At 54.9% G+C, this 357-nt stretch carries 1 rRNA gene; it reads right to left on the bottom strand.

The features are described from left to right. Nucleotides 1-357: ribosomal RNA gene (locus BHE89_RS22470) — 23S ribosomal RNA — on the bottom strand; the annotation flags it as partial.

The following is a 357-nucleotide window of genomic DNA, read 5'->3' as shown; positions in this document are numbered from 1 at the left end:
TGCGTTCACTCCGGTCCTCTCGTACTAGGAGCAACCCCTCTCAATCTTCCAACGCCCACGGCAGATAGGGACCGAACTGTCTCACGACGTTCTAAACCCAGCTCGCGTACCACTTTAAATCGGCGAACAGCCATACCCTTGGGACCTACTTCAGCCCCCAGGATGTGATGAGCCGACATCGAGGTGCCAAACACCGCCGTCGATATGAACTCTTGGGCGGTATCAGCCTGTTATCCCCGGAGTACCTTTTATCCGTTGAGCGATGGCCCTTCCATTCAGAACCACCGGATCACTAAGACCTACTTTCGTACCTGCTCGAGCCGTCACTCTCACAGTCAAGCTGGCTTATGCCTTTGC

The organism is Shigella sp. FC1967 (genome assembly GCF_001743005.1).
Taxonomy (GTDB): domain Bacteria; phylum Pseudomonadota; class Gammaproteobacteria; order Enterobacterales; family Enterobacteriaceae; genus Proteus.
Note: the sequence above shows the minus strand (reverse complement) of the source record. Positions and strands in the feature narration are given on the sequence as shown.